Origin of the sequence: Brevundimonas sp., assembly GCF_041648055.1 — a bacterium.
GTDB lineage: Bacteria > Pseudomonadota > Alphaproteobacteria > Caulobacterales > Caulobacteraceae > Brevundimonas.
This window is the reverse complement of sequence record NZ_JBAZPS010000013.1, coordinates 24,087-49,426: the sequence shown is the minus strand read 5'-3', so window position 1 is coordinate 49,426 and position 25,340 is coordinate 24,087. Positions and strand designations below refer to the sequence as shown.

General features: G+C 67.1%; 24 protein-coding genes. 8 read left to right on the top strand and 16 right to left on the bottom strand.

What is annotated here, in order from left to right; translation table 11 throughout:
* Nucleotides 1-6: 6 nt before the first annotated feature.
* The 6 genes from WC585_RS16050 to WC585_RS16025 form a co-directional block, all read right to left on the bottom strand.
* Nucleotides 7-285 (bottom strand): VirB3 family type IV secretion system protein, encoded by a 279-nt coding sequence (locus tag WC585_RS16050; protein ID WP_154725249.1) that lies wholly within the window; start codon nucleotides 283-285, stop codon nucleotides 7-9.
* On the bottom strand, nucleotides 285-605 hold the full coding sequence (locus WC585_RS16045; protein ID WP_154725248.1) for a TrbC/VirB2 family protein: 321 nt from the start codon (nucleotides 603-605) through the stop codon (nucleotides 285-287). The genes WC585_RS16050 and WC585_RS16045 overlap by 1 nt, the downstream gene beginning before the upstream one ends.
* A gap of 268 nt (nucleotides 606-873) precedes the next feature.
* Nucleotides 874-1,830, bottom strand: coding sequence for a P-type conjugative transfer ATPase TrbB (gene trbB / locus WC585_RS16040; RefSeq protein ID WP_154725247.1), 957 nt, complete (start codon nucleotides 1,828-1,830; stop codon nucleotides 874-876).
* Nucleotides 1,831-2,280 (bottom strand): hypothetical protein, encoded by a 450-nt coding sequence (locus WC585_RS16035; RefSeq protein WP_196066296.1) that lies wholly within the window; start codon nucleotides 2,278-2,280, stop codon nucleotides 1,831-1,833.
* Complete coding sequence (locus tag WC585_RS16030) at nucleotides 2,277-4,148, bottom strand: type IV secretory system conjugative DNA transfer family protein (protein WP_373258902.1); 1,872 nt, start codon at nucleotides 4,146-4,148, stop codon at nucleotides 2,277-2,279. The genes WC585_RS16035 and WC585_RS16030 overlap by 4 nt, the downstream gene beginning before the upstream one ends.
* 1 nt (nucleotide 4,149) lies before the next feature.
* The gene (locus tag WC585_RS16025) at nucleotides 4,150-4,770 is read right to left on the bottom strand and encodes a GntR family transcriptional regulator (RefSeq protein WP_196066295.1); all 621 of its coding nucleotides are present in this window, start codon (nucleotides 4,768-4,770) and stop codon (nucleotides 4,150-4,152) included.
* Between the two features lie 236 nt (nucleotides 4,771-5,006).
* On the opposite strand from WC585_RS16025, the gene WC585_RS16020 reads away from it, so the two are divergent.
* The 3 genes from WC585_RS16020 (at nucleotide 5,007) to WC585_RS16010 (ending at nucleotide 8,146) form a co-directional block, all read left to right on the top strand.
* The gene (locus tag WC585_RS16020; protein WP_154725245.1) at nucleotides 5,007-5,492 is read left to right on the top strand and encodes a helix-turn-helix domain-containing protein; all 486 of its coding nucleotides are present in this window, start codon (nucleotides 5,007-5,009) and stop codon (nucleotides 5,490-5,492) included.
* Nucleotides 5,493-5,744: 252 nt separating this feature from the next.
* Nucleotides 5,745-6,401 carry a lasso peptide biosynthesis B2 protein gene (locus tag WC585_RS16015; protein ID WP_154725244.1) on the top strand — a complete coding sequence of 219 codons (657 nt, stop codon included), beginning with the start codon at nucleotides 5,745-5,747 and terminating at the stop codon, nucleotides 6,399-6,401.
* Nucleotides 6,401-8,146 carry an asparagine synthase-related protein gene (locus WC585_RS16010; RefSeq protein WP_373258900.1) on the top strand — a complete coding sequence of 582 codons (1,746 nt, stop codon included), beginning with the start codon at nucleotides 6,401-6,403 and terminating at the stop codon, nucleotides 8,144-8,146. Before WC585_RS16015 ends, WC585_RS16010 begins: the two co-directional genes overlap by 1 nt.
* On the opposite strand, the gene WC585_RS16005 is transcribed toward WC585_RS16010, so the two are convergent.
* From WC585_RS16005 to WC585_RS15990, 4 genes are all read right to left on the bottom strand, one after another.
* Entirely contained in the window at nucleotides 8,109-10,580 is a 2,472-nt protein-coding gene (locus WC585_RS16005) for a prolyl oligopeptidase family serine peptidase (RefSeq protein WP_373258898.1), read from the bottom strand. The two genes, WC585_RS16010 and WC585_RS16005, sit on opposite strands and share 38 nt — an antisense overlap.
* A 6-nt stretch (nucleotides 10,581-10,586) precedes the next feature.
* Nucleotides 10,587-13,520, bottom strand: a complete 2,934-nt coding sequence (locus tag WC585_RS16000) for a TonB-dependent receptor domain-containing protein (RefSeq protein ID WP_373258896.1) — start codon at nucleotides 13,518-13,520, stop codon at nucleotides 10,587-10,589.
* Between the two features lie 88 nt (nucleotides 13,521-13,608).
* Nucleotides 13,609-14,586: a FecR domain-containing protein gene (locus WC585_RS15995; RefSeq protein ID WP_154725240.1), complete on the bottom strand. Its 978-nt coding sequence runs from the start codon at nucleotides 14,584-14,586 to the stop codon at nucleotides 13,609-13,611.
* Between the two features lie 14 nt (nucleotides 14,587-14,600).
* Entirely contained in the window at nucleotides 14,601-15,113 is a 513-nt protein-coding gene (locus WC585_RS15990; RefSeq protein WP_373258895.1) for an RNA polymerase sigma factor, read from the bottom strand.
* A 702-nt stretch (nucleotides 15,114-15,815) separates the two neighbouring features.
* On the opposite strand from WC585_RS15990, the gene WC585_RS15985 reads away from it, so the two are divergent.
* Nucleotides 15,816-16,730: a HEPN domain-containing protein gene (locus WC585_RS15985; protein WP_154725238.1), complete on the top strand. Its 915-nt coding sequence runs from the start codon at nucleotides 15,816-15,818 to the stop codon at nucleotides 16,728-16,730.
* Between the two features lie 8 nt (nucleotides 16,731-16,738).
* Here the strand turns inward: WC585_RS15985 and WC585_RS15980 are convergent, their stop codons facing one another.
* From WC585_RS15980 to WC585_RS15960, 5 genes are all read right to left on the bottom strand, one after another.
* Complete coding sequence (locus tag WC585_RS15980) at nucleotides 16,739-17,143, bottom strand: hypothetical protein (protein WP_154725237.1); 405 nt, start codon at nucleotides 17,141-17,143, stop codon at nucleotides 16,739-16,741.
* An 88-nt stretch (nucleotides 17,144-17,231) separates the two neighbouring features.
* Nucleotides 17,232-18,473: a DUF3363 domain-containing protein gene (locus WC585_RS15975; RefSeq protein ID WP_154725236.1), complete on the bottom strand. Its 1,242-nt coding sequence runs from the start codon at nucleotides 18,471-18,473 to the stop codon at nucleotides 17,232-17,234.
* 331 nt (nucleotides 18,474-18,804) lie between these two features.
* Nucleotides 18,805-19,746, bottom strand: a complete 942-nt coding sequence (locus WC585_RS15970) for a DUF2493 domain-containing protein (RefSeq protein ID WP_154725235.1) — start codon at nucleotides 19,744-19,746, stop codon at nucleotides 18,805-18,807.
* Nucleotides 19,747-20,403: 657 nt separating this feature from the next.
* Nucleotides 20,404-20,592, bottom strand: coding sequence for a hypothetical protein (locus WC585_RS15965; RefSeq protein ID WP_154725234.1), 189 nt, complete (start codon nucleotides 20,590-20,592; stop codon nucleotides 20,404-20,406).
* A 111-nt stretch (nucleotides 20,593-20,703) separates the two neighbouring features.
* On the bottom strand, nucleotides 20,704-21,255 hold the full coding sequence (locus WC585_RS15960; protein WP_373258894.1) for a GcrA family cell cycle regulator: 552 nt from the start codon (nucleotides 21,253-21,255) through the stop codon (nucleotides 20,704-20,706).
* A gap of 391 nt (nucleotides 21,256-21,646) precedes the next feature.
* On the opposite strand from WC585_RS15960, the gene WC585_RS15955 reads away from it, so the two are divergent.
* From WC585_RS15955 to WC585_RS15940, 4 genes are read left to right on the top strand one after another with little or no spacing between them, the layout of a single operon-like run.
* A complete protein-coding gene (locus WC585_RS15955) occupies nucleotides 21,647-22,789 on the top strand; it encodes a tyrosine-type recombinase/integrase (protein ID WP_154725232.1) in 1,143 nt (380 codons plus the stop codon).
* Nucleotides 22,790-22,800: 11 nt separating this feature from the next.
* On the top strand, nucleotides 22,801-23,433 hold the full coding sequence (locus WC585_RS15950) for a hypothetical protein (RefSeq protein WP_373258892.1): 633 nt from the start codon (nucleotides 22,801-22,803) through the stop codon (nucleotides 23,431-23,433).
* Nucleotides 23,430-23,918 carry a hypothetical protein gene (locus WC585_RS15945; protein WP_373258890.1) on the top strand — a complete coding sequence of 163 codons (489 nt, stop codon included), beginning with the start codon at nucleotides 23,430-23,432 and terminating at the stop codon, nucleotides 23,916-23,918. The genes WC585_RS15950 and WC585_RS15945 overlap by 4 nt, the downstream gene beginning before the upstream one ends.
* Nucleotides 23,918-24,829: a tyrosine-type recombinase/integrase gene (locus tag WC585_RS15940; protein ID WP_373258889.1), complete on the top strand. Its 912-nt coding sequence runs from the start codon at nucleotides 23,918-23,920 to the stop codon at nucleotides 24,827-24,829. The genes WC585_RS15945 and WC585_RS15940 overlap by 1 nt, the downstream gene beginning before the upstream one ends.
* Here the strand turns inward: WC585_RS15940 and WC585_RS15935 are convergent, their stop codons facing one another.
* Nucleotides 24,830-25,294: a hypothetical protein gene (locus tag WC585_RS15935; RefSeq protein WP_373258888.1), complete on the bottom strand. Its 465-nt coding sequence runs from the start codon at nucleotides 25,292-25,294 to the stop codon at nucleotides 24,830-24,832.
* Nucleotides 25,295-25,340 lie beyond the last annotated feature (46 nt).

The following is a 25,340-nucleotide window of genomic DNA, read 5'->3' as shown; positions in this document are numbered from 1 at the left end:
GGAGCCTCACGCGTCCAGATGGCCGGGCTTGGCCAGATGACGGCGAAGCACGTCGAAGAACCGCCGGTCCGAGCGCGCCGCCCACAGGCCGAGCGCGTGGGCGGCCGCCCACCAGGCCAGCCCCAGCCACCAGATCCGCAGCGCCAGACCGAGCATCAGGGCGATCGTGCCCATGGCGATGGCGTAGTCTCGCGGCATCCCGGCCATCAGGACCGGCTCGGCCAGGGCCTGGGCCACCGGCAGATCCCAGCCTTCGGGGCGCGCGTCTGAACGAGCATCGGCCATCACCCGATCTCCGCCCCGCCGGCGAAGCCGAAGAAGTCCAGGAAGAAGGTCGAGGCGGCGAACGCGATGCAGAGACCGAACATGATGCCCAGGCCTCGCCGCATCGAGGAGCCGTTCTCGCTCATGGCGATCCCGGCGCCGAAGACCACGACCGCGACCACGGCCGCGGCCTGGACCACGGGGCCCGTGATCGATTCCACGATCTGTTGAAGCGGGCCTTCCCACGGCATCCCGGATCCTCCCGCCAGGGCGGGACCGGCCAACATCAGGCCGCACGTCATCATCGCGCCGAACAGGCGGCGCCCAGTCTTCCGTCGCATCGATTGCTTCCTTTTGTTCAACGCGGTTCAGCGCGTTTCGACTCATTGCAAGCAAACAGACGGACGGGTTGTCAACAACAAAATAAGAGTAAAATCGGCGACTTGGTCGCGACTAACAAACAACTCTAGACAACTCATTCGACGACTTGCAGCAACTCGCGGACATAAGTCGGACACGACCCGTCGATGACTTGGAGTGACCCACATCATCGCATTTGATTTGTTTGGAGAAATCGGCCTCAGCAGCGACCCTCCAGGTCGAGAGGCTTCAGCCGAGGGTCTCGAGCCGGTACTCTTCGGCGGTCAGTCCGTTCACCGAGACCACACGCTCGATCCGGCGACCGGCGTCCGTTCGCCGGATATGGACGACGACGTCCACGGCCTGGGCGATCGTGCGGCGCGGCGGGACAGCCACGACCTCGGTCGCGAGATCCTCCAGCCGGCGCAGCGCCTCCTCGGCCGAGTTGGCGTGGAGTGTCGACAGCCCTCCGGGATGGCCCGTGTTCCAGCTCTTGAGGGTCTCCAGGGCGGCGGCGCCGTCGCGAATTTCGCCGACGACGATCCGGTCCGGCCGCATCCGGAGCGCATCGCGAACCAGATCGACCACGCCGATCACGACCGGGCCGCGCCGGGTCAGGACCGCGACCGTGTCCCAGGCGGAGCATTGGAGCTCGGGCGTATCCTCGATCAGGAAAACCCGATCCCCGGCGAACCCCGGCTCGGCGAGGACGGCGTTGGCCAGGGTCGTCTTGCCCGATCCCGTGCCGCCCGAGATTAGGATGTTGCGCCGGCTCGCCACCGCGTCCCGGAGCGCCGCCGCCTGGGCTTCGGTCATCACCCCGTCCCGGACGTAGTCGTCCAGCCCCCAGATCACGGCAGGACGTTTGCGGATCGACCAGGCGGGGGCGATGACGACGGGCGGCAGGAGGCCCTGGAAGCGCTCCCCGGTTCCGGGCAGCACGCCGGACAGGCGCGGATCGTCCCGGGTGATCACCTCGCCCATGTGATCGGCGATCAACCGGATGGTCCTCTCCCGGGCCTCCGGGTGAAGAACCTGCCCCGTGTCGCTTCGGCCGTCGCCGAGCCGGTCGACGACGATCCGCCCGTCCGGGTTGGCGAGGATCTCGACGACAGCGGGATCCAGGAGGGCGGCGAGCACCGTGTCGCCGAGGGCATGGCGCAGGGCCTCCAGCTTCCGTTCGGCGATCAGGGGGTGGGCGGCCATTCAGTCGGCCGGACGAAAACTGCGGTCATCGGGCCTGCGGCGATCGTCTTCCGGGACCGTCCGGCCGGAGACGATGCGCGCGGCCGTGTCATCGAGCATCTGTTCGATCCGGCGCTCCACCGCCGCCAGCACCGTGGGATCATGGTCGGCCACGCCGTCCGGCAGGCGCAGGAAGAAGGCCCGCGCCAGTTCGACCAGGAGCTCCTGGATGATCTGCATGTCGCGGGCTGTCGTCCGCATATGACCTTTCAAGGCCTGTTCCAGCGCGAGAAGCCGGTCTTCGGGATCGGCGCGTGGACTGCTCTGCAGGCCGCGCGCCAGGGCGTGCCCCGCCGCCTGACTGACCGACACCTTGCCGGCGCGCGCCTCGCGGCCCAGGCTGGAGATGACCTTGGGATCGTTGAGATAGACCTGGACCCGGGCGGTCTGGACGGGAGCTCGCCTGGTCATGGGGTCAGTCCTTTCAGATGATCGAGGGCCGCGTCCTGGGCGGCCATTTCCTGGGCGACCCGGCCGTAGATATCCGCGGCGCGGGCCGCGACCTTCTTGTCGTCCATCGCGGCGACGATCTCCTTGAACAGCGGCAGGCTGGCCTCGGCGTCCTCGCCCAGGCTGCGCCGCCCCGCCCAGGGATGAGGCCGGGCCGGCGGTCCGTCGATACGGACGTCCTGGGCCGGGGGCGCGAGCCCGGCGCGGCTGCGGAAGGGTTCGCGCCGGTCATAGAAAAGCTTGTCCGTCACCAGCGGCTTCTGGCCGGCGACGAACACCAGCTGCTCGGTCTCCGGCAGGCTTCGGATTTCTCCGGGCTCCATCAGCGGGCGCTCGACCTCCGACCGCGACACGGTGCTGCGTCCCGAGCCCATCATGGCCGGCCCGCTGCGGCTGGTCCGGCTCTCCTTGATGGTCCCGGTGAGCCTGGAGACCTTGTCCTGGGTCAGGGGATCGAGCGCCGAAAAGGCGGTGTAGACCGCGCAATTGTCCAAAATCGTATTGTACTGGCCGTAGGTCTCGACGATGTCGTTGAGGCTCTGGGCCACGAACATCGCCTTGACCCCGAAGCCGCTCATCAGCCGCAGCGACTTCTCGAAAAAGGCGAGACGGCCCAGCAATGGAAACTCATCCATGACCATGAGAAGCTTCCACCGCTTGTCCCGGCCGGCGGAGTCCTTCGTCTCCTCGGCGGTGAGGCTCTGGGCCGCCGCGTAGAAGACCAGACGCACCAGGGGACGGAGCGCGGCGGCGTCGGCCGGAGCCACCTGCACGTATAGGGAGACCGGCGCCTCGGCGCACATCAGATCGCCCATGGCGAAGTCCGAGCCGGACAGGACGTGTTCGAGATCCTCGCCCGCCAGCCATTTGAGATAGGAGCGCGCGGTGCCCTGCACCGAGGTGCGGAAACGATCGTGCATCGCCGCATAGCCCTTGACCGCGGTCGCGATGAACGGATGGGTCTCGGGCTCGCCGTCCGGGCCCTTGCGATGGAGCGTCCTGACCATGGCGTCGGCCGCACCGTCGAGGTCGGCGAGCAGTTCTCGGACCTTGAGCAGGGTCTTGTCCGCGTCCTCGGCCGTGTAGAGGACATGCAGGATGACGGCTTCCAGGATTTCCGACGCCGCCTTGTCCCAGATCGCCTCGTCGTCGCGCGCACCCCCGGGGTCCGACAGGATGGCGACGAGCCGCTGAACCTGAGCGATCTCGCCGGCTCCCGGCCGGATCTCGGCCAAGGGGTTCCACCGGGCCGAGGCCGGATCGCGCGGATCGAGATAGAGGGTGTGCGAGAACCGCGAACGCCATCCTGCCGTCACCCGCCAGAGCTCACGCTTGGGATCGTGCACCATCACGCTCTGGCCCCAGGACAGGAGAGTGGGCGTTACATGACCCCTGCCCTTGCCGCTGCGGGTGCCGCCGGTGACGAGGGTCGGCCGCAGATCGTGGGTGGCGAGGAGCCGTCCCTTGAAGACGCCGAGGACGGCTCCGTCGCGTTCGAGAAGACCGGCCGCTTTCGCCTCCTTGAAACCGCCCCAGCCGCGAACCCGGCGCCGCGCGCCACCGCCGTCCGCCGCCGCGCCCAGGCCGAGACCGCCGACTCCGCCGAACAGGATCAACATCGCCGACTTCGCCAGGGCTTCGGATGCCTCCGCCCCGAACCTCGCCTTCCAGCGCAGGATGGCCCACGGCGGATAAAGGACGGCCTCGCGTCCGACCGGAAGGCCCGGTCCCAGCGCCTCGTCCCAGCGATAGGTCCAGGCGAAAGCCTGGGTCGCGGCCTGCAGCCCGACCGCCAGACCCAGGGCGCCGCCGATGAGTTTAGCGCGCATCTCAGCCTCCCGGGGCGGATCGACCGGCCTCGGCCTCGACGACCAGCAGGGCCGCCGCGTCGATGCGTCTCTCGTGATAGGCGGTCAGGGCCTCGGGAAGCCCCGACCCGGCCGGCGCCCTGAACAGGGTGACGATGGCCTGCGCCTCGGCCTCCAGATCCTGGAACAGACGCTGTTCGGCGACAGCCAGCTGGGCCAGCAGGCTGCTGACGCGGTCATAGGCCTCGACCAGGGCGCCGTTGCCCGTGCCGCGCACCGCCCGGACCATCTGGTCGTGCAGGGCCTGCTGGTGACTTCCGCCCGTTGCGGTTCCGGGACCGAGTCCGTGGACCTGACCGGCGCCGTTGAGGCCGATCCGGAGGCAGAGAAGCCGGAAGCTCATCTCGTCGCGAACCCGCGCCGGATCGAGCCGCCGCATCAGATAGCCCCCCATAGGCGCCCGCTCGATCAGACCATAGCCGCTGAGCCAGGCGAGAGCCTCGCGGATCGGCGTGGGGGAAAGCCCGAGACGCTTCGCCTCGTCGATGATGACGATGGCGGCGCCCGGAGCGAAGGCCCCGCTCTCCACGCGGGCCTTGAGGCTTTCCAGCGCCATCAGGAAAGGATCGGGTCTTCGGGTCACCACGGCCTCCGATGAAGCGCGCACCATCGCCGCCTGTCCCGCCCTCTCCAAGAGGTTGTGGAGCCTGAAAAGCCGCAGCGCCGGAAAAGGTCGCGACCCGCGTCTAAATCTGGCGCGGCCTGCGCCGAAAAGTGGCGCGCACAGACCCTTTCGGATCGTAACCGCACACGTTACCGTTGATCAGTAGCCGGACTACCCTCGACGAGATTCGAACCGGAGCGTGTGCGTGAAGGCTGATGACTGAAGATGCGCCCTCGGGGGCTCGCGACGGCGCCGTCCTCTCAGAGGCGCTCAAGGCCATCCGCAAGGACCGGGGTTTGACGCCGCGCCAGACGGCCGGCGCCATGCACATCGCGCTCAGGACCTATCAGCGGTTCGAGGCGGGCGAGACCAAAGTCAATCTGGATCACATCTATCGCTTCGCCCAGGCCACGCGAAGCGATCCCCATGCGATCTTCATGGCGATCTCGATCGCCTCGCCGCGGCACGCGCTGCGCGGCTCCGAAAACCTGATCGACACCATCCTCACCATCGGGGTCAAGGAGCTCGACGACATCCTCGGCGACCGGATCCGGGATCTGGACCAACGTACGATCGTCACGGCCGTCACCACCCTGGTCGACACGCTGGCCGCAGGGCTCGACCGAACGGACCCGACGCAGCGCTGGCTTGAAGATGGCGCGCAGGAGCTCGCAGCGCGGCGCCCGAAGCCGGGACGGTGAGTTCAAATATACTCCAAATATAGCTTCACTGTCCGCCAAAGCGCGCGCTCACTGGTTGCGCCACATCCGTGGCGATCAACCAAGGAGAGACCAGGATGAAGATCACCAAACTCGTGCTCGTCGCCATTGGCCGCGCCAGCGTTCTGACGCGCGCCGAGGAAGAAGGCGACTTCGACGAAATCGGCGTGCTGCGCACCTACGAGCCGATGTGAGCGGACCGGGCGGCCGTTCGCGGCCGCCCGGAACATCGGAATGCCGACCGCCTCACATCTCCTTCGGGCCCATCTTGCGCCCCACATCCACATGGCATGGCGCGATGCCGACATTGTCGTGCTGGATGTCGCCGCCGACAGCTACGCCTGTCTTGTTGACGCTTCGACGGTCCTGCGTTCGGGACCTGAAGCCGGCGTGATCCTGGCGTCCGACCCGGACGTCATCGAGGACCTGTCACAGGCAGGCTGGCTCGTCGATGAGCCGAGCTCGCATCGAACGCTGATCGCGCCATCCTCCGTTCTCCAGCCCCTCCGATCCACGAACCCCGCCCTGCCTTTCGGCGCCCTTCTCAACGGACTGGGATCCACGGTGCGTTTCCGCAAGACCGCCCTTCCCGGATTGATCCGGCTCGTCGCCGCGCGAAACGCCCGGCTGAAGCGGTCCGATCCACTGGCCGCCGCGCAGGCCCTTGCCGCGTTCGAAACCGTGCAGCCCTGGTTGCCGTTTGCAGGGGACTGTCTGCAGCGCGCCTTCCTCCTTCACGCCCATCTTCATGCCTGCGGCCTTGCCTCGGACTGGGTCTTCGGCGTCCGGACCTGGCCGTTTCTGGCCCATTGCTGGATCCAGATCGACGATGTGGTTCTCGGCGAAACGCTCGAACGGGCCCGGGCCTTCACGCCGATCCTGAGGGTGTGATGGCCGGTTTCCTTGTCGTTGCTCATGACGGCGGCCCGTCTTCCCGCGACGCCAGCGACGCGGTCCGCGCCGTCGCGATCTCGCACGGTCTGAAGACCACCGATCTGGGCGCCTCCTCCTGGCTCGTGAGCCTCGGCCCCCGCGACGTCGACACCGTTCAGGTTGGGGCCTGGACCCTCATCGGACGGATCCACGATCGCAGGGCGCCGCCTGTCGGCCGCGTTTCGGACAAGTACCCGCACGCCTACGAAAAGAAGTTGCTGGCGCGGTTCTGGGGCGGATTCATCGGTCTCTCGTTCACGACGGCCGGCCAGCCGACGGCGGTTCTGCGCGATCCCTCCGGAGCCCTGGACTGTGCGGTTTGGCGGGAGGAGGGTCTGACCCTCATCGGCTCGGGTTTCCCGGACTGGCTGCTGGCGTTGCGAAAGCCGTCATGGCGAATTGCCTACGATCGCGTCCATGCCGCGATCATCGATCCGGCGCTGGCCCTCGGCGACCTTCTGATGACCGGACCCGTTTCCGTGGCGCCGGGAACCCTGCAGCCTCTCCCGGAAGGGCCGCCGGTCGTCCTGTGGCGGCCCGACTGGATTACCCGCTCGGGCCAGGCGGATCCTGTTGACGACAGCCGTGCAGCGCAGAGCCTTCGCGAGGCCGTCGACGAGGCTGTTGCAGGACTGGCCCGGCCATCGCCTGTCGCAGCGGAGGTTTCCGGCGGTCTCGACTCGGCGATCGTCGCCGCCTCCCTTGTCAAGACCCGTGCGATGGTTCCTCTCTGGCTCAGCGCCTATGGTCCCGATGCATCCGGCGACGAACGTCCATTCGTCGAGCGACTGGCCCGTCGGCTCGATCTGGCCGTGTCCCCGCAGCCCCGACGAGTGGGGGTCGTCACCCGGTCGTTTCTCGAAACCATGCCGCAAGGCCTTCGACCCGGCCTCGCGGCGCTGGACGGTCTGCATGACGCTGACTGGTCTGACCGCCTCCGTCACGCGGGACTGACGGCGATCCTCACCGGCAAGGGCGGCGACGGCCTTTTCGTGCAGCCGGCCACGGGGGCCGTCTTCTCGGATCTGTGGCGCGAGCGGGGGTGGCGCGCCCTGGCCTCTCCTGCTCTTCCGGCCCTGGCGCGCTGGACGAACCGGTCCGTCTGGTCGCTGGTGAAGGAAGCCCGTCGTGGCCCGACGGGACGGGATCGGCCAAAGCGAAGCGGGTTGGTGACGCCACTCCCGCTGACCGAGGTGCCGCCCATGCCGGCCTGGCTGACGGGGATCAACGATTTCGGTCCCGCCAAACGCGCCCAGATCTCCGCCGTGCTCTACGGGATCGGACTCCATGGTCCCTCTCTTCAGACCGAGGCCGCTGACGTCCTGCATCCCCTCCTGACCCAGCCGGTGGTCGAGGCCTGTCTCCGTTTGCCCGTTATCCAGCTTACGCTCGGCCGGAGGGACCGGGCCCTGGCCCGGCGGGCCTTCGCCGAGCGGCTGCCCCCGGAGATCATCGAACGGCGCTCGAAGGGGGAGATGTCCGCCTTCTATGGTCGGATGATCGCGGGCGGGCTGGACGCGCTCCGCCCGTGGCTGCTCGACGGCCGGCTGGCCGCAGAGGGCGTGATTGATCGGGCCGCAGCGGAAAGCCTGCTCACACCCGAAAGCCTGATCTGGCGAGGCGGCTACGCCGACATCATGAACGCCGCCGCCTTCGAGGGATGGGTCAGGGCGTGGGAGGCTCGCCTGGGTCCGACGACGTGACCGCACCGGCGCCGATCGTCTGGTCCAGCCAATCGAAGATCTGGTGGTAGACATCCCGGATATTGGCAGGACTGGCGTTGTCGTGCCCCTCCCCCCAGTAGGCGATGAGCCGTGCGCGCCGGCCCTGCCGATGCAGGGCCGTGAACATCCGTTCGGACTGGGTCATCGGCACGTAGTCCCGGTCTGCGGTAATTAGGAGCAGAGGCGTGTGGATGCGATCCGCCAGCCAGTAAGGACTGGCGTCGGCGTACTGCCGGACCGCGTCCCACGGCGGATTGCCCATGCCAGCCTGGCCCGTCTCGACGGCTCCAATCGGCTGGTTCAGGGTGAGCCCGTCCTGCGGCCACAGCCTGCCTTGGCTCATGAACTCGCCCCATTTGCCGGCCATGTCGGTCGGGGCCGCCCAGACCACGAGCGATCGGAACCGATCCGTCCGCGTCGCCACGCCGAGAGCGGCATAGCCCCCGAAACTGTGACCGATCAGGGCGAGGCGATCCCGAGGCAGTTCCGGAAACTCGATCAGCATGGCCTCGACGGCCAGATCGACGCCTCGGGCGAAATCCTCGAACATTTCCGCCCGCGCACTCTCGGCCTGGGTCGGCAGTCCGACCGACAACACGGCATAACCGCCCGACGTCAACAGCTGCGGCCGAAGACTGGACTGCAGACTCTGTGCATCGATCCTTCGACCGTCATCGGCGATGCCGGGATAGACTTGGACGAGGACGCCCTTGACCTCGGAGGCGGCGAGGCCCGGCGGCAGATAGAGAAAGCTTTGGGTCATTCGGCCCCGCACATCCCGGTGCGCAATCGGCCGGGCCTGCGGTATGACCAAATCCTCGAACGCCTCATTGACCCGGTCCACGATCCGGAGGCCTGCCGGGGTCGCCAGACTCAGGGTCTCGACGCCCCGGTCAACGCAAAGCACGACGGCGGCGGTCGGACTGGCAGCCCGCAGCCGAGGCCCTTGGGCGCACGGAGTCCGGACCTGCCACGCGGCGACGCCGCCGAGGCTCCGGACCCCGATCGTGGCCGCCGCCGCCGCCGCAGCCCAGGTCCGGCGAGGGGCGGTCGCCCGCACACGCACGGGTTTCATCGGATCGTCCGCCTGGCCTTGAGACCAGGCCTCTTTCGAGGACGAAAGGCGGCGAAGACCACCCGCTGTCATCTCCCAAAGGGCCTCGTCGGCGAACACCAAAGCCCGGCCGTCCTCCACGGCCGCAAGACGTTCAGGCGTCCGCGCAAGGGCGACCGTCAGCGGGACCGGGCGCTCGCCGTCCAGGCCCCACCAGTCGGAGCGACTGGTTCCTGCTTTCCTGGCGTAGAGGATGACCTTGTCGCCGAGCCAGTCGGCCCGGATCGGGCGCAGTTCGTCGACCGTTCGCCCCTCCCCGGTGGGGGAAAGGCCGGTCGACGCGATCCGTCTCACGCGACCGTCGACGCCGACCGCGGCGAGCCCACCGTCCGCCCAGCCCTGATCGTCTCGTCGGGTCCAGACAAGGACCTCGTCTGATGCCGGCGACCATCGCAGCAGGTTCGGGGCCACATCCAGCGGCCCGGCCGAGACGGCAGGGCCCTGCCCGACCACCGACACCAGGGTCAGCCGTCCCCGCCGGAGCACCGCGGACTGCACATTCCGCTCCGCCTCCACCAGCGGTATCGGCTCGGCCGCTTTCAGAACCGCAAGCCATTGGCCGTCGGGGGAGACGGCGATGTCCCGGATGCGCCCCTCGGCCAGCACGTCTGTCGCTCCACTCACGCTGTCGATCAGGACCAGCGTCAGGAGCGCCGAGAGCTCATCCGAAGACACCGCCGCGTCGCGCGTGTCGAAGACGGTGCGGGACGGCCGACGCCCCGCCGCGGTCTCCGACCATCGGCGATCCATCACCCTGGCGCCGGAGCCGTCGAAGCGCAGCATCCAAGGCAGGCTCGCGTCTGCACGGACCGTGAGTGCGAGACGGCGACCGTCGATCCAGTCCGACCCGGCCCCCGTGATCGGCAGGTCGGGCGTCAGTCCGGTCCAGCGGACCTCCCCGGTCGGCAGGGTGACGACGCCGGCTTCCAGCCGGTCCCCGTCGAGCCGGTAGACCAGAACCCGTTCGCCATCGGGCGACCAGGACCCCAGCAGATACCCAACCCCCGCCTTTGCAACCAGCAGCGGGCGCGGCTTGCCAGACCGGGTCGCCACAAGCATCAGCTCCGAGGCCCCCCACCAGGATCGGGCGCCCTGATCGAAGCGGGGAGATGCGTCATAGGCGCCTCGACGCTCGTAAATCGCCCACTGCCCGTCCGGAGAGACGGCCGCCTCGCCAAAGGTTCGCATCGCCAGCACGTCGTCGAGCGTCACGGGCCGCGCCTGCGCGTCGGCGCACGCCGGCGCGACCAGCCAGGCAAGCGCAATCAGGGCCGCCAGCGCCCCATCGGACCGGGTCAACGGCCCTTACCAGCGCTTGATGAGCTGCAAGGCGACCGAACGTCCGAGCGGATTGGCCTGCCCGGGGTCGAAACCAAAGCCGACGGCGCCGTTGTAGAAGGGGGGATCGGCGTCGAAAAGATTGAGGACCGTCAGAGCGAGACGCAGTCCAGCGAAGGCCCCGCCTGCGGGCGCCCAGCTCAGCTGCAGGTCCGCCGTATCCCAAGCCTCGACCGTGTCCCCGACCCCGTCCTCGTAGGCAGCGACATGGTTCCAGTGCACATCGGCCCCAAGATCCGCGTGCGACCAGGACAGGCCGGCGCGCGATCGCAGACGGACCGGATAGCCGACGACGCCGACGACACTGAGGTTCGGCGCCGCGACCGTGGTCTGCATGTCGTAGTCGAGAATGTAGGATCCGCTGACGTCGAAGGTCAGACGATCCCCGCCGATCTCCAACGGATAGGCGAGCGTCAGGTCGAGTCCCCGGACATCGACTGACGTCGCATTGACCCAGCGCGCGTCCAGGATCGCGCCAAAGGCCGTATCCGGATACAGGGCGCCCTGGGTGAAGGTGGGCAGGGTCGTGAAGGTGCGGACCAGCGCCAGGTCGGCCGCGTTGTTTCCGGGATCGACCAGGGTGACGAAGGGGGCGACCGAGGGATTGGTCAGGACGCCGCTGACATTCTCCGCCACGGGCTGGGAGATGCGGTTCGAAAACCGGGTCTCGAACGCGTTGACGCTGAACCGTAACCCCGCCGGGCGGACGTAGTCGAAGCCCAGGGTCCAGGTCTCCGCCGTCTCCGGCTCGAGATCCGGATTGCCGCCCGACCGGTAGAGCGCCAGCACATTGGCCCCGTCGGCGCGCGGAACGGTCGTCACCGAGACACCCGACCGATCATAGAGCTGCGTCAGGGCCGGGGCGCGGAAGGAGGTGCCGTAGGAGGTTCGCAGCGTCAGGGCGGCCGCCGGGGGCCAGACCAGGCCGATCTTGGGATTGGAGGTCGTTCCAAAGTCGTCGTACCGCTCGATCCGCCCGGCAATGGAGAGTTCGAGCCGGCGCAGACCCGGCCTGGCGTTCGCCTCGCCCACGATCGGGATCCGCGCCTCCGCGAACAGCCCCGCGATGTCGCGTTCCCGGACTGGCGTGACGACGCTGACGGGCAGCACCGTCGAGGCCCAGGTCAGACTACGCGTTCGGAACGTCTCGCTGCGGGCCTGGCCCCCGAAGGCCAGTTCGAGGGGACCACCCGGAAGCTCCAGCACGGATCCCGACGCCAGGAAATTTGCTGAGCTGGCGCGGGTGCGGTTCACAGTCCCGCCGTACCCGCTGCCGATGAAGGCGAGCACTGTGGCGTTGTTGGCGCCGCCGCCGCCGAACGGATTAAAGTAGCCGTCGCGGCTTGCACGGTAGTCGGTCGCCGGATTGTCGGCCGCCGTGCCCAAGGCTTCGTTGAGGAACAGGCTGTTGACGCGCCCGTAGGTGGTGGTCCCTCCCCTTTCCTCGGCGAAGGCGAGATAGCCGTCCATCGTCCAGCCGGCGCCGAGGTCATAGGTCGCGCCGCCGGTGACGCCCACGCTGCGGGACACGCCCTTGCGGCGGGTGGCGCCCAAATCCTCGAAGAAGGAATAGGCGATTGTATGGGAGGTCGCGCCGGACGGAGAGACGAAGAACGGATTGTTCCGGTTCACCGACAGGATGGAGACCGTTGCCCCGTTGTCGAAGCCGAAGCTGCGGCGGCTGAACCGGACGTCGGCGGACAGCTCCAGGCGGTCTCCGAGCGACTGCCTGACGCGGCCATAGAGACTGTGACGCTCCACATCGGGCCAGAGATCGACGCCCAGAAGCTGGGAGGTCAGGTTGGCCGTGTTGGCGGCCAAGTCGGCGGGCGAGGTTGCCGTGCCCGAGGCGCCTGGGCGGATCGCCCAGCGCGAGACATAGGCCTTGGAAACGGCGTCGAAGGCCACGATGTTGCCCGGCGCGCTGAAGACCGCCCGCCGGTCCGACCCGCCGAAGGGTCGCAGGTCGGCGTCCCGCGTATAGTCGCGATCCAGCGAGTTCAGGCTGTTTGTCCGCTGGTACTCGTAGGATATGAAAGCCGCGCCACTGCTCCAGGTGCGGCCGGCGAGATGCGAGGCGATGATGTCCTCGCCACTGCCCCGAACTGCGCCCAGTCTCAACCGACTCTCTTGGCCCTCGAAGGATCGGCGCATGATGATGTTCACCACGCCCGCCACAGCGTCGGAGCCGTAAAGTGCGGAGGCTCCGTCCAGCAGCACGTCGACCCGCTCGACAGCGGCTGACGGCAGGGCCGAGACGTCCGCCAGTTCCCCGCGGGACCCGGAACCTGCAACCCGGCGGCCGTTGACCAGAACAAGGGTCGCATCGGCGCCCAGGCCTCGCAGATTCACGCCGGTCGCCAGGGAGGTATTGCCGCCGTTCTGGTCGGCCAGAGCCAGGGACGCGCCGGGATTGGCGGCGCCCGCGTAATTCTGCGGCAGGGCGGCGAGCGTGTCCGCCACCGTCCCCAATCCGCGCGCGTCGAGATCGCCCCGGCTCAACACCAGGACGGGCGAGGCCAGTTCGCCCGATGTTTTCAGGAGCGTGCCGGTCACCACCACGTCCTCGACGGCAACTGCTTCGGCCGTCCGGGGAGTGCTCTCGCCGCGGCGAATGTAGATCACGCCGGGGCGCGTCTCGGCCCACGTCAGTCCGGTGCCGGCAAGCAGACGATCAAGCGCCCCACGGGGCAGATGACGCCCCCGCAGTCCGCCGGTACTCAGGTCCGTCACGAGATCCGCCGTGAAGAAGATCTGCTGATCCGACTGGCTGGCGAAGGCGTTCAGGGCCTCGCCCAGCCCTCCTGCCGGGATATTGAATTCGCGCGTCTCCTGCGCGCAGGCGGTGACGCTGACCGAGAGCGCGCACGCGACAATCGCGGTGGCGGTCAGAAGACTCAAGCGGTTCATTGTTGATTTCCCCTCCACGCCACACGGCGTCGAAGAGGGGGTGAGCGGGACCCCGGCTGACCCTTGAGGTCTTCGCGAATTATTTTCCGCGTTCCGACAAATGGACCGAGCCGTTGCGGCCGGGGGAAGCTTGCAGGTCGAACACCTCCGATGCGACCGAAACGAAAGCGTCTCTATCCCCGGTCTTGAACACCCCGTTGACCCGCACCCCGTCCAGGGACCGGGCGTCGAGCTCGATCCCGGCGGTCAGATAGCGGTTGACCTCCGCGACGGCGACGCGAAGGGGCGTCTCGCGAAAGACGATCCGGCCCTCCGTCCAGCTGGTTTCCGTCTCCACGTCGACGGGGCCTGTGACCGCGCCCGCTGCGGTGACCCTCGCCTGCTGGCCCGCCGACATCCGGTTCTTGTGGCGCGCCGCTCCTCCATCCGCCACGTCCACCGCGCCGGATACCAAGGTGACCGTCGCGCCTTCGCCATCGCGGCGCACCTCGAACACGGTTCCTACCGCGGTCACGGAGGCCGCACCGGCTTCGACAATGAAGGGTCTGGCCCGATCATGGGCCACGTTGAACAGGGCCTGACCGCCTTCGAGCTCCAGCCGCCGGGCGGCCTTCGAGAATCGCACCCTGATCCTGGAAGCCGTATCCAGCCTCACGGACGAGCCGTCCGCCAGTTGCACGACGCGCTGTTCGCCCACGGCCGTCTCATAGACGCCCCGGTTCTGAAGCCAGGTCCATGAGCCGAAGGCGAGAATTGCGGCCACCGCGACTGCGGCGACACCGAGAAGAGGTCCCCGCACGGTTTGCGGAGGCGTTCGCCTCGCCTTGCGGTTCAACGCGTCTTCGACGGCGTTCTGGATCCCGGCCTTCGGCGTCAGGGCCTTGGCGTCGTTCCAGACCTGCTCCACGCGCCTGTAGGCGTCGGCGTTCTCCGGGATCCGCCGCCAAGCGAAAAAGTCTTCGATCGTCTGGGTGGTGACGCTCCGCTCGCCCAGCCTCTGGTGCCAGGCCGCTGCTTGGGTCTCGGCGGTTTCCACCCGCATCTTCGGGCCGGCCATCGTGAGCCCCACTCCTAGCGCCGAAGTTGGGCGGCGCAATGTGCCAAGGCCTTGGTCATCCGCCCCTCTACCGTCTTCGGACTGATGCCCAATTGCTCGGAAATTTGCAGATTCGTCAGCCCGACGAACCTCGACAACACAAAGACATCCCGGAGAGGTTGTGGCAAGCCAAGGATGAGCTCCTCGAGCTCGAGGGCTTCGGCTTGGCCGCCTGCATGTCCCGCAGCCCCGGGAGTCATGTTGAGCTCGAGCAGCTCGTATCGCCGGTCTGCCTGCCTCCCCCTGCTCCGCGCAAGGTTGGTCGCCAACGTCAGCAGGAACGCCTTCGGATGGCGGATGTCCAGCGTGGCTTCCAGCGGCGCGATCTTCAGCCAGGCGTCCTGGACGATGTCCTCGGCGTCCGCGCCATAGCGTCGCCGCAGCCGGGCCTCCAGCCACGAGGAATAGCGGCGGTAGAGACGGTCAAGCCGCGCGCGCGACTGCCGGCGGGCGGACGCAACATCCCCGATTGACTCCGCCTCCGACACCCGACGCCTCCTTGACCGCGCGAGGGGCGTTGCAAGCCGCACATGGAAAACCCGCGCCCCATGAGGGATCGTCGGACAGCGTCGAGGGACGCGTCCGGACAGGACGGCGCGCGGCCGAGGGCCGGCATCATCGATATCAACCGAGACTTCGCAGGGGATTCCACGCCCCTATCGGCCGGGGCCGACAGGGAATCGTGACTGATTTGATTTCCCGGCGCAAGGCCCGGAAAACTCGAATGGGGGCGGGCGTTGGAACCTTGCGAGAAGGCCTCACGGTTTCAACCCGGGCCCCGCCGGTCGCCAGCTCGCGCCAGCGCCCCCCGGCGATCGGATCCGCGCCTATAGGTCGGCGCCCGCCCTGGGGTCTTATCCGAGCCGCCAGTGACGGACAACAGAGGCCGCGGCGACGCTCGGACCCGCAACAGCGAACTGCGGCGAATGGGGCGCGGGCGTGGAATCCTCGCAAGTCATAGAGGCGCGCTTATTCGCCGCCGACCGCATCCGACGTGCGCGAGCGCACATCCCCCGGACCCAGGATCGGCGCCTATTCACGACAACCCGCTAGTCCGATCTATAACGCAGGCGTCGGCGTGAGACCATTGCCAGCCCGAGCCTGACATCTCGTTCCATCTGTCGCGCTTTTCGCGTGCAAGGTGCGTTGCAAGCCTTGCCGCGTGACGACTCATGGTCGAGACTCGCCGCATGAAGCGTCCCTTGAGAAAACTGCCAGCGGGTAAGCGCCGCGAGCTCGATCACGCCGTATCGATCCTGCGCGAAACCTTCGCCGAGACCGTCTCGACGCGGAAGGCCCCTCGCCTGCGCGACGGCAAGATCCTCAAGATCATCCTGTTTGGCAGCTATGCGCGCGGGGACTGGGTCCACGACCCCGTCGGCCGCTATTTCTCGGATTTCGACCTACTGGTCGTTGTAGACCACGAGGACCTGACCGACCTGGAGTTCTGGGAAGCCGCCAACGAACGACTGCTCGCGGAAATCTCAACCGGCAGCCAGCTCCGCACCCCTGTCACCTTCATCGTTCACAGCTTGGACGACGTGAACAAGAAACTTGAACTCGGCCGCTACTTCTTCACGGACATCCTGCGCGATGGGGCCGTCCTGTTCACCGAACCCAACGCTGCCTTCGTCGCACCACAGCCGTTGTCTCGAGCTACTGCGCTTGGCGAGGCGGAAGAGTATTTCGAGGAGATGGTGAAGACAGCCACGATGCGCTTTGATCTCGCGCAATACGCTGTGACGAAGGGTTATCAAAATGGAGCGGCGTTCGAGCTCCACCAAGCTGTCGAAGCCCTCTACATTGGCGTGATGCTAGTGCTGACACTCCACTCGCCAAAAGCCCATAACTTGGTTCATCTGCGGAGGTTGACGGAGCCGCTCGTGCCTCGTTTGGTGGAAGTCTGGCCGCACGAGACCAAGTTCCAGAAGCGGGCATTCGAGCTGCTACGGGCCGCCTACGTAAAGTCCCGCTACAACACGAAGCACTATCGGATCACCGATGAAGAACTCGCCTATGTGACAGAACGCGCGGGGGTTCTGCAGGAGATCGTTCGCGAAGCCTGCGAGAGCCGTTTGTCAGAACTGAGAAATCCGTCCGCTTGAGATTTTGGCTAGCCTGTGAAACTCGGAGCAGACGCCGAGCAATTTCCGGGAGCCTCCCATCTGGATCGAACTGCTGCCCGAGACAGTTCGATCACATCAGCCACGCTGGGCTTTCCAATCTTCAATAATCGATCCCAGAGCATTGCAGGGATCAGCGCCTCCTCGGTGGCCGCGTCGGCTGCCCGTTCTTCAGCGTCGACCGTGCTAACCTCAAGGTTGTCGATGATCATCGCATCGGACTCCGAGTGGTGCATCAGATGCACGCATTCATGCAGCAGCGTGAAGCCGGTCAATGCCCAGTTCAGTCTGCCTTTCCCGCAGCACCCGCCCGCAATCTCCAGAAACGCCTGTCCGCCGGCCTCATCCAGCATCAGCGCGGCCAGAAGCTTTTCCTGTGTCGTCAGATCGCTCATCAAGCCTCCGCTCTATCCACGCCCTGCCCATTCACCGCTGTCTGGCGGGCCCCTTATGACCACAGACAACAGACGCGAGCCCTCGCTTCTACAAGCCGAGATCCACGCCGCGCCCGAGCGCAAGCCGCGCCAGCCCGTTCTCGCCGCCTTGCAGGACGACCGCCTTGCCGGCCTTCGGAAGAGCGGTCCCTGCCCCCAGCCGGGCGTAATGTTCGACCCCGCCCTTGTCTTTGACGATGACCCACGGCGAGGCGCCGGCCCCATCGTGCGTCCCGGTCCGAACGACCCGCCCGGCAACCACGCCCTTCCCCAACGCGCTGACCTCCTTGGCGCCCTCGAGCCGCCGCTGGTTCAGCGTCCGGATGACGTCGCGGCGGATCTGGAGGGTCCTCAGCTTGAGCTCCATCTCGCCATCGAGCCGGTAGCGCCGACCCGATCTCACCGCCAGTCCAAGCCCTTCCAGATGACGCAGCCGGCCCCGGGTCAGGGCCGCCCAGGCGTCGCTCGCCCCCACTCCGTCATCGACCATCCCGCCGGCGTCCGCGGCGTCCAGCAACCGCTTGTCGAAGCCGGTGAACCGGTCGGCCTGGGTCTCTTTCCAGATCCGCCGCTCGGCGTCGACGCGCGAGAGGTCGCCAAGCCGCTCCTGCGCCACCTCCTGGGCCCGCGCCCGGAAGCCGTAGCCGACGTAGTCACGCGGGATCACCAGGTCGCGTCCGTCCCCTCGCCTGCCCCGGACAAGCACATGAGCGTGCGGCTGATCGGTATCGTAGTGACACGTCCCGATCCACTTCATGGCAGGCTCCCCAAGGTCATCGCCGACGCGGGACATGACCTCCCGCACATAGGATTTCAGATCGTCGATCCGGTCCCCGTGTTCCGGCGAGATGATGAAACGGAAATGATGCCGATCCTCGCTCCATCCGTTCGTCTCGGCGGCGGGCGACAGGGCGTCGGTTTCGCGATCGAAGAACTCCGGACGGGACCCCTCCATCCCGGCTCCGCTACGGCCGAGATAGGAAACATGCATGGCCAGCGCCGCCGCACGGTCCGCCCCCTTGCCGACATGCCGCGAGACCAGGGCCTTGACGATCACGCGCTGACGGACATCGAGGCGGAAGGCTCGGCCGGACCGGTTCTGCGCCGCCCTGAGCACCCCCGAACGATCGCCGAGCGCGAAGGCGCGCGAGCTCGCCAACCGCTTCATCATGCCGTTCTTGACGTTCATCCGCTCGGTTTTCAGCCGCAGCGGAAGGCCAACATTGACCGCATCGACCCGCCCCCCGGCGCCGGCCGAAACCCGGTCCTCAATGGCCTCACGGATCAGCATCGTCTCACTTCCACTGAGCAGCTAAATGCCCCGATCCCGAACAACTCACTCCAAGTCATCCGGGATCGGAAATCGGCCGACTAACGTGCTGACAAGATACGAGAAACGGGAACCGTCCCAAACCCCCTTTTATCTTGCCCTCCACCCCTTTTGGCAGATTTTCAGACATCGCCGTCAACACCGCCGACATCCCATCAAACGCGATCAACAGGACTTGTGGACGGCGTCCGAAGACCGGCTCTCGATCCCGCTGATCGTAGGACGGCCCCGGATGACAAACAAAAACCCGCCCGGCCGAAGCCGAGCGGGTCGTTGCTGCAGGCGTGATCTGTCAGGCTGCTCGAGCCTTGATGGAGACGTGCCGCAGCCCGGACTCCATCGCCTTCTGCCCGAGGTTGAGCGCCGGTCCGAACGGCCGCCGATCCGTCCGCGCCCGATCCACCGAATGGACCAGGGTCAGGCAGACCTCCGGCTCGAGCGCGATGAGTTCGTCATTCGCCCGGAAGGGAGCGGCCTTGCCGTTCTTGTCGAAATCCGCCCGGGCAAGGATCAGCTTCACCCCCTTCTGCTGGGCCCATTTGATCGCGAGTTTCTCGGAGCCCTTCGCCCCCGTCGTCGCGAGCGCCATGTCCGGCCATTCCTGCTTCGCCCAGTTCAGGGCGTCGAAGATCCGGCCCGCATCCTCTGAGGTATCCGCCGTTGGCGCGCCCCGGAAGGCGATCACCGGACCGCCCGGATCCGCTTCTCCGGACTTCCGATTTCGGATCGCCCGGATCGCCTGCTTCGCTTCGAGCTGCGCCGCCGTCAGATGCGTGCCGCGCCGCGATCCCCGCCAGGCCGTCCAGACCTCCCCGGTCGCGACCGTCCAGGTTTCGGAGGCCGCGTCCCGGATCAGTTCGCAGGCCTGCGTCGCCGCGTCGCCCGCTCTTGCCTTCGCCGTGGCGTCCTGAAGTTCGGTGTCGGCCGCCTCCGATCCGTCGAAGTCGCGGTCGAGTGATCGCATCGTGTCGCGCGCCCTGTCCGCATCCCGTTCGATCCGTCCGGCCGCCGAATGGAAGGCGCCGATAAGGGCCTCCCCGATGATCGTCTGATAGTCCTCCAGCGCGGTGTCCGAGATCACGTCCACCAGCTCGGTCATGAGCGCGCGCCCGAGCTGGATCAGGGCGTCCTCGGTGGGATGCGGACGCTGATCCCCGAGGGAGGCGGACAGGTCGTCGAAGGCGGAGTCGGACTTCGGGGAAAACGCGGAGGAAGCGGTGTTGAAGTGGGTCATTGGAACAATCCTTGAGATTGTCGAGCGCCCCATGCGCAACGACCCCGGTTTTGGCCACAGCGGGGTCCCCGGCAGTCACCGGAGCGGAGGGCCGCTTGCCCTCCGTGGAGGGAATAAGGCGAAGCCGTTGACTTCCGGGGTGCTGTGACAAAATCGGAGGGCGTTGTGTGGGGGCAAGTCGTCGTCGCCCTTCGCGACGACGACACCATTCGGCGCCGTCGCGCCGATGCGGACGAAGACGCGACGGTCTTCAGTTCAGTCGACGGCGGCGAGCCGACGGCGTGTCCCGGTCGTTGATTCAGCACAGCGCCGCAGGCCCTCGTTCGCATCCGCCGCACGCGCGCCAGTCGTCGTCGGAGTAGCGATCAGGATTGCAGCGTCATCAATACCAGAGCGAGATGACGGTCGCGGAGACAGGCCCGTTGGGTGCGGTCGAGTGGCGGGTATAGGTCAGCCTGGCCTCGCGGTGTCCGCACTGGCAGCGGAAGCGGTAGGATCGCCCCTAGGCCGGCCAGTTTCGCCTGCCCCCGAACAGGGGGGGCCATCAGGATGGTGTGGTAGCAACCCGGCCGGTCGCACTGGACGATCAGGCGGTGTCCGTGCTCGGGCGTGACATCTTCTCGGGCGAGGCGCGGCCGGTTCGGATCGGGCATGACATCACCAGCCCGTCGCCGTGGCGCACCCCAGCCGTCGCAACTGGATTCCGGCGGCCAGACGCAGGACGGACCGCGGCGCCCGCTGTTCGACGCAGTTGAGGATTTGACGCGCGGCCTCGCTCGGATCGTTCTGGCGCGCGAGCGCAAGGTCGAGTTCGGCCAGCATATCGGCCAAGGACTGGTCGTTCATTGGGACTCTCCAGGCTGCCGACCCGGCTTCGCTTGTGACTCCGGATGAACATGGCCCGCAAGTATTTGTTCTACCTTTGTTCCGATAATCGACAGGTTTGCGGAAGGGCCCTCACGACAATGGCGACCTCTTCGAGGTCGCCATCCGCGCAGAGCTGGAGATGTGAAAGGGCCGGTCAAGCGAGGAGGTCAAACCAGTCGGGCCAGGCGCTCCAGGCTTTTGGGGCATGTGAGGCCTTGGCCGATAGGCGATCTCGGCATGCTCGACGCAGAACGCACCGCGAGCGACCGGACCACCGCAAAGGCTGAACCCCGGCTGCAGGGGATCACCCAGCGGCCAGCGGCAGTCGGTCCGGCCGACGGACAGGATGGTGCGCGTCCCGCACTGCGGCTCGGGAGGCGGCTCAGGCGACGCCAGGGGCGTCGCCGCCCGGTTCGGCGCCGGCTGCGCAACACGAACCGGCGTCCTGGCTTTTGGAGCCGAGACCTTCGGTGTCCTGCTGGTCCTCCCTGCGGACAAGCCCAGGCGGTAGACCTTGCCAAGCACGGCGCTGCGGCTGATGCCGCAGCCGAGGTCCTGAGAAATGACGTCGGCTGTCCGGCCCTCCAGCCAGAGGGTCCTGAGGCGATCGATACGGTCTTCGGTCCAGGCGGAGGCGATCATGGGAGGCTCCCGGATTCAGCGAGCCCGATCGGCTCACCTCGCGTCGCCCTTCCTTTCCCTCCCGCCGCCGATGAAAAACGGCCCGACACTCGCGCGCCGGGCCGTCGATTCAGTTCGTCGTCGCAAAGGGATCGACCTCCCGATGAATGGGCTGGGCGCGGCCCATCCACGGCAATGGCCGGATGGCGCGCGCCCAGTCCGCGAAGCTCGGAATGAACCCGAGGTCCTAGCGCACGTGCTGTTCGCCGATCAGTCGGACGGGCACGACCCGCCCGGTCGAGAGCGTCACCGTGGGCCCGAAGAAGCGTTCGAGCATTATATGGACACACTCTGCCTGCGGGCGCTTTCGGCGTAGGTTCGCCGAGGGACGCGACCCGATCGGAGGAGTGCCATGTTGGATGATTCCGCGACGCATAACGCCCGTGAATCGGCCGCGTTCGACGCGGCCGCGGCGGAGTTCGGGATATACCTCGGCGCGTCGGGTTGTTCGCCCAACACCGCGCGGGCCTATGGTCACGATCTCACGCATCTTCGTTCCTTTCTGATCGAACAGGGTCTGGAGTGGCGCGCGCTGACGCCAGCGCGAGCGGTCGATCTGCTGATCCACCTCCGCAGCAAGCGAAGCCGCCGTCGCGGCGCTGCCCAGCATCCGTCATTGGTGTCGGTGGATGGCGAGCGCGCCGTGCCGCGCCTCAGCACCGCGACGATCAACAGGGTACTGGCGGCCGTGTCGTCATTCTACGAGTGGGCCCGGATCACCGACCGGTTCGAGGGTCCGAGCCCGATCACGCGGATTCATGATCGCGCGGCGGCTCGCGTTTCCGATCGTCATCGTCCGTTTCTGACCGGTATCACGTCGCGATCTCAGACGCGCAGCCCCGTGAGACTCAGGCAGATTCATCGCTTGCCGCGGCCGATGGCAGATCCGTCGGTGGATGCGCTCCTTGCGCAGCTTCGATGCCGTCGCGATCTGGCGATTATCCGCCTGTTGCTGGACGGCGGTCTTCGCCCCGGCGAGGTTCTCGGTCTGCACCTCACCGATATCGCCTATGGCAAGCGGCGTGTGACGATCCGGGTTCGCTTCGATCATCCGCGTGGCGTGCGCAGCAAGTCCCGCACCGAACGTGTCGTCGACCTGCACGAGGCGGTGACGCTCGAAGCGGTCAGCGCCTACGTCATGCACGAGCGTCCACAGGACACGGCGTCGCCGATCCTGTTCCTGGTCGGCGGCGCCGGACGCCGTCCGCTCGACGCTCTGTCCTATGCGGCGCTGGCCAAGATGTTCGCGCGCGCCTGTTCACGCGCTGGCATACGGGCGCCATGGGTGACGCCGCACGCGCTGCGCCACACCCACGCGACCCGGATGTGGGAGGCCGGGATGCGCGAGCTGACGCTTCAGCGGCGGCTCGGTCATGCGTCGCCCGACGCGACGCGCATGTATACCCGTGTCTCCGATCCCATCGTCGTCGCCGAGTACCGGCGCGCCCTCGGCCTCGATGCCGATGCGACGGCCCCTGCGGCAGACAGCGCGTGAGGTGCGGTTTCGTGTCGGCCGCAGCGATGCAGGCGCGGGCTGCGCCGGAGCCGCCGGATTTCCTCAGCCATCACTGCTCCGCCGAGGAGTATGATGCATTTCTGGCGCGCTGCGATGTCGCCAAGCATTTCGTTCAGCAGCGGCGCAGCCATCGCAAGTTGTTCGTCGAGGCATGGCCCGACCTGAACGCCTGGCTGCGCGCGCCGCTCGCCGAACGGATCGGCCGGATCAACGGACAGACCCGGCGTACGCTGCACAATCCGCCGTCATACTGGGCGCGCGCCTATCTCTACTACCTCGCGCTCAGCGGTCATTTGCGGATCGACTATGACTGGCTGCTCGCTGTCGGCGACGTGTGCGTCCACGATGTCGTCCATCACATGCGGATCGATCTGGGTGTCGAGGTGCTGGCGCGGGAGGCGAGCGTCCTTGGGCTGGGTCGTCCTCATGTCGATTGCGCGATGCGGTGGACGCTGGGTCGGATCGCACTTCACAGCGGTGTCCGACCGGTCGATCAGCTTGTGGATACCGATGTTGATCGGATGCTCGTGGCCGTCCGCAGGTTCGGTGAGCGGCCCGATCTTGCGGATATTGGGGATCAGCCGAACGCTATCGTACCGTTTCCAAGCCGTGGGTCACCATGATCGGCCAGCTTCGGCTGGTGCTCTATCATCGCGGCCAGGTGCATGAGCCGCCGCGCAAGATCATGCCTTCGGCCGTCGTGCGTGCGGCGCAACCGGCGATGGGCGTGCTGGTCGAGAAGTGGCTCGAACGCCGAGCGCCGACCTTGCGACCGGCGACGCTCTATCACCTGGCGCTGACCGTGCGCAGTTTCCTGGATCATCTTGCGGCGACCGCACCGGCCATTCAGACGTTCGCGGCGGTGAAGCACCAGCACGTCGTCAGCTGGATGAACGCGATGGCGACCGATCCGTCGCTGAAGACCGGCCGACCGCTGACGCCACATTCGCAGCGCGGGCGGGTCGTTCGCCTGGCGCAGTTCTATAAGGACGCCGAAGACTGGCATGGGCAGACGTGCCGAGGTGGCCGCTGGTCGCCCGTCGCGATCTGCCGCGCCAGCCCGAGCGCATCCCGCGCTATATCCCGCGCGCCGATCTTGATCGGCTGATGGGTGCGATCCGCGCGCTCCCTGATCCCTTCCAGAGAGCGGCGATGATCGTGGCTCGCTGGTCCGGCGCTCGCATGGGCGAGGTGCGCCGTCTCACGACCGATTGCCTCGATAGCTATCCCGACGGGACTGCGCGGCTGCGGATCCCTGTCGGCAAGACTGCGCGCGAACGGGTCATTCCGCTGCATGATGAAGCAGCCGACGCGCTGCGGACCGTCTTTGCGATGCGCGCGACCGTCGCCGACCGGAACCTGCCTGACGAGCGAACCGGGGATCTGGTCCGGTTCGTCTTCGTCTGGCGCGGTAAGTTGATGAGCGAACGTCACCTGTTCGGAACGCCGTTGAAGCGCGTCTGCGACGCGACCGGCCTCGTCGATGCCTTTGGCAAGCCGACGATCACGATGCACAGGTTTCGGCATACGCTCGGGACCGAACTCGCCGAACGTGGCGCCAAGCTGCACACCATCATGAGCATTCTCGGCCACGAGAGCCCGCAGATGACGATGGTCTATGCCAGGATCAGTGACGCTGAAGTGCTGCGCGATTACCGGTCGGTCCTCGAGCCCGGGGCAGTCATCGCGGGAGTGGGCGCCGAGGCGATCCGCGCCGGTACGCTCGCCGCGTCCGCCGTCGACTGGCTGCGGACCAACTTCTTGAAGACCGAGCTGGAACTGGGCCATTGCCTGCGGTTGCCGTCGGAAGGGCCGTGCGAGTGCGACCTTTATCTGAGTTGCTCGCGGTTCGTGACGACGCCGGCCTATGTGCCGCGGCTGAGGGAGCGTCATCGGCTCGAGCTGTCGCTCGCCGATGATGCACGAGAACGATCCTGGCCCCGCGAGGTCGAGCGCCATTGCGCCGTTGCGCGTCGCGTCGAGCAGCTGCTCACCGATCTCGGTGATGCGAAGGATTGACTATGCGGGCGCAATGCCCGGATCGCCTTCGATCACGAGCGGTGGCACCGTGAAGTCGGCGGCGTCGAAGTGGTCGAGGATCGCCTCGATCAACCCGAGCCTCTCGATAGTTCCCCTGTCGACCAGAATGTGGTCCTCCTCGTCTGCGGCATAGGACGCCGGCTGTCCCTCGCCGGTGAAGACCGCCCGTTCTGGACCCCATTGACCGGGATAGGCGCCGGACCATCGAACGAACGGCCATTTCCGCTCCACGCAAAAGACCTCCAGGACTTCGAACTGGCCCCAGGCGACCTCGTGGGCATACAGGCTGAGCGGTTGGCCGACGGTGCGATGCGTCGGCTCGAAGGGTTCGCCGTCCCATTCGATCGATAGTCCTTCTTCTGCGATGATCTCGGCGAGCTCGGCATATTCAGGGGCGGTCAGCGTCCCGCCCAGGACGATAGATGCAGACACACGATCAGCCATGATAGTCTCCTGAACTGTAGAGCGAGCTGAAGCTTGGCGAAGCTGC

Bases quoted from the DNA above. Each gene is read 5' to 3' on its own strand.
- WC585_RS16050 (WP_154725249.1), bottom strand. From the start codon at position 285: ATGGCCGATGCTCGTTCAGACGCGCGCCCCGAAGGCTGGGATCTGCCG.
- WC585_RS16045 (WP_154725248.1), bottom strand. From the start codon at position 605: ATGCGACGGAAGACTGGGCGCCGCCTGTTCGGCGCGATGATGACGTGC.
- trbB (WP_154725247.1), bottom strand. From the start codon at position 1,830: ATGGCCGCCCACCCCCTGATCGCCGAACGGAAGCTGGAGGCCCTGCGC.
- WC585_RS16035 (WP_196066296.1), bottom strand. From the start codon at position 2,280: ATGACCAGGCGAGCTCCCGTCCAGACCGCCCGGGTCCAGGTCTATCTC.
- WC585_RS16030 (WP_373258902.1), bottom strand. From the start codon at position 4,148: ATGCGCGCTAAACTCATCGGCGGCGCCCTGGGTCTGGCGGTCGGGCTG.
- WC585_RS16020 (WP_154725245.1), top strand. From the start codon at position 5,007: ATGACTGAAGATGCGCCCTCGGGGGCTCGCGACGGCGCCGTCCTCTCA.
- WC585_RS16015 (WP_154725244.1), top strand. From the start codon at position 5,745: ATGCCGACCGCCTCACATCTCCTTCGGGCCCATCTTGCGCCCCACATC.
- WC585_RS16010 (WP_373258900.1), top strand. From the start codon at position 6,401: ATGGCCGGTTTCCTTGTCGTTGCTCATGACGGCGGCCCGTCTTCCCGC.
- WC585_RS15995 (WP_154725240.1), bottom strand. From the start codon at position 14,586: ATGGCCGGCCCGAAGATGCGGGTGGAAACCGCCGAGACCCAAGCAGCG.
- WC585_RS15985 (WP_154725238.1), top strand. From the start codon at position 15,816: ATGAAGCGTCCCTTGAGAAAACTGCCAGCGGGTAAGCGCCGCGAGCTC.
- WC585_RS15980 (WP_154725237.1), bottom strand. From the start codon at position 17,143: ATGAGCGATCTGACGACACAGGAAAAGCTTCTGGCCGCGCTGATGCTG.
- WC585_RS15975 (WP_154725236.1), bottom strand. From the start codon at position 18,473: ATGCTGATCCGTGAGGCCATTGAGGACCGGGTTTCGGCCGGCGCCGGG.
- WC585_RS15970 (WP_154725235.1), bottom strand. From the start codon at position 19,746: ATGACCCACTTCAACACCGCTTCCTCCGCGTTTTCCCCGAAGTCCGAC.
- WC585_RS15965 (WP_154725234.1), bottom strand. From the start codon at position 20,592: ATGAACGACCAGTCCTTGGCCGATATGCTGGCCGAACTCGACCTTGCG.
- WC585_RS15960 (WP_373258894.1), bottom strand. From the start codon at position 21,255: ATGATCGCCTCCGCCTGGACCGAAGACCGTATCGATCGCCTCAGGACC.
- WC585_RS15955 (WP_154725232.1), top strand. From the start codon at position 21,647: ATGTTGGATGATTCCGCGACGCATAACGCCCGTGAATCGGCCGCGTTC.
- WC585_RS15945 (WP_373258890.1), top strand. From the start codon at position 23,430: ATGATCGGCCAGCTTCGGCTGGTGCTCTATCATCGCGGCCAGGTGCAT.
- WC585_RS15940 (WP_373258889.1), top strand. From the start codon at position 23,918: ATGGGTGCGATCCGCGCGCTCCCTGATCCCTTCCAGAGAGCGGCGATG.
- WC585_RS15935 (WP_373258888.1), bottom strand. From the start codon at position 25,294: ATGGCTGATCGTGTGTCTGCATCTATCGTCCTGGGCGGGACGCTGACC.